Here is a 2,011-nt window from a genome sequence, read left to right as displayed (position 1 = left end):
CCTCGGTACCGATCGGATCGAGACGGGCGGGCAGCGCGGAGGGGCCGGCCTCGAGTGCGTCGAGGGCGCCGTCGGCGATCGCCCACCGACCGTCGGTCGAGATCCCGATCGGGGTGATGCGGTACTTGTCGGTGTCGGCGGCCGCGAGGACGTGCGCCGCCGTGGTGCACGACACGTCGTGTTCGGCGGACTCGCCCCCGAACAGGACGATCAGATCGATGCGTCCGTCGTCGGCTGCGTCGCGGGGTCGTATCCCGGTTCCGGTCATGGAGTCGACGGTACCGTTCGATGCCATGAAGATGCTGGCATCAGAGGCTTCGGTTGCGATCGGGGGCCGACTGCTCGGGCCGGACGTCGAGTTCGACGGGGTGTCGTTCGATACGCGGGCGATCGCGGACGGCCAGCTGTTCGTTCCGATCGTCGCAGACCGCAACGGGCACGAGTTCATCGGTGACGCCTACGCAGCCGGGGCCGCGGTTCACCTGACGAGTGAGCCGGATGCGTTCCGCCGTGATCACACCGCGATCGAGGTGGCCGACACGTCCCAGGCCCTGATGGCCCTCGGCGCGTTCGGTCGGGCACGGTCCGACGCCCGTGTGGTGGGCGTGACCGGGAGTGTCGGCAAGACCTCGACCAAGGACCTGATCGCTGCGGCGTGTCGGTCGAGCCTGCGCACCACCGCGAACGAACGCAGCTTCAACAACGAGCAAGGCCTGCCGGTCACGATCCTCAACGCGCCCGACGACACCGAGGCGCTGGTGCTCGAGATGGGAATGCGCGGATTCGGCGAGATCTCGACCCTGTGTGAGGTGGCGCGACCCGACGTCGGTGTCGTCACGACCGTCGGACACTCGCACACCGAGCGGGTCGGCGGCATCGAGGGTGTGGCGCGGGCGAAGCGGGAACTCGTCGAGGCGTTGCCGAGGGCGGGAACCGCGATCCTCAACGCGGATGACCGGCGGGTGGCCGCGATGGCGGCGCACACGGGAGCCTCGGTGCTCACGTATGGGCGCGACGATGGGGACGTGAGGATCAGTGACCTGGTCCTCGACGAGCGAGCCCGTCCGCGTTTCGCGGTCGACACCCCGTGGGGACGTGGTGCCGTCGCGTTGGCCGTCAGCGGTGAGCACATGGCGATGAACGCCGCGGCAGCGCTCGCGGTCGCCGGAGCGCTCGGGGTCAGCCTCGACAGCGCGATCGCCGGGCTCGCCGGAGCGGGGATTTCGGGGATGCGCATGGAGATCACCGAACTCGACAGCGGGGTGCTGGTGATCGACGACACGTACAACGCCAACCCGACCTCGATGGCCGCAGCGCTCGACGCTCTCGTCGCGATGGACGGCCGTCGACGGTTCGCCGTGCTCGGGTTGATGGGCGAGCTGGACGACCCCGGTCGTGGGCATCGTGAGGTAGCGCAGCGCGCCGAGGCCCTCGGCGTCGAACTGATCGCGGTCGGCACCGACCTCTACGGGGTGCGGCCCAGTGATGATCCCGTCGCCGCGCTCGGCGAACTGGGCGACGGCGACGTCGTGCTGGTGAAGGCGAGCCGTTCGGCAGGCCTCGAGCGTGTTGTCGGCGAACTGACGAGGTGACGGTCGTTCCGGGTCAGGCGGCCGGTGCGATCAGCACCGGAACCTGAGCGCCGGACACGAACGTGCGGAGGTCCGAGCGAGCAGCGAGCGACTGCGGGATGACGATGCCGGTCGCGTGAGCCGCCTCGGCGGTGCGGGCCAGGTCGCGCGAGTCGATCCCGTCGGTGAGCACCGTTTCGGTGTCGGCACCGCCGACGCGCGCGCTGTAGAGATCGATCAACCGGTCGCGGGCGATCGCCTCGCCGGCGGGCCGGTCGAGATCCTCGGCGTCGGCGAAGCGGCGGAAATCCTGGCGGGTCTGCTTGTCGAGGAGCACGACGAGGGTCGCCCTGCCGCCGCGGGCGACACTCGCGGCGGCGTAGTCGAGCGGCGTCTCGCCGGCCTTGTTCGGAACGACGAAGGTGAGGAGGTGTTCACGG

Annotated in this window: 2 protein-coding genes and 1 pseudogene; 1 reads left to right on the top strand and 2 read right to left on the bottom strand. The window is 70.1% G+C overall.

Annotated features, from left to right (window positions below; genetic code table 11):
* Positions 1–268, bottom strand: a pseudogene (locus tag WBV89_RS18945) (hypothetical protein); the annotation flags it as partial.
* Between the two features lie 25 nt (positions 269–293).
* On the opposite strand from WBV89_RS18945, the gene WBV89_RS18940 reads away from it, so the two are divergent.
* Positions 294–1,592 (top strand): UDP-N-acetylmuramoyl-tripeptide--D-alanyl-D-alanine ligase, encoded by a 1,299-nt coding sequence (locus WBV89_RS18940; protein WP_423982885.1) that lies wholly within the window; start codon positions 294–296, stop codon positions 1,590–1,592.
* 13 nt (positions 1,593–1,605) lie between these two features.
* On the opposite strand, the gene WBV89_RS18935 is transcribed toward WBV89_RS18940, so the two are convergent.
* Positions 1,606–2,011, bottom strand: a 406-nt coding sequence (locus tag WBV89_RS18935; protein WP_423982884.1) for a hypothetical protein, incomplete at its 5' end; no start/stop codon positions are given.

The organism is Ilumatobacter sp. (assembly GCF_049588435.1).
Lineage (GTDB): Bacteria > Actinomycetota > Acidimicrobiia > Acidimicrobiales > Ilumatobacteraceae > Ilumatobacter_A.
Note: the sequence above shows the minus strand (reverse complement) of the source record. Positions and strands in the feature narration are given on the sequence as shown.

What these genes read in the sequence shown, in the direction of transcription:
- WBV89_RS18940 (WP_423982885.1), top strand. Translation starts at nt 294, where the DNA reads ATGAAGATGCTGGCATCAGAGGCTTCGGTTGCGATCGGGGGCCGACTG.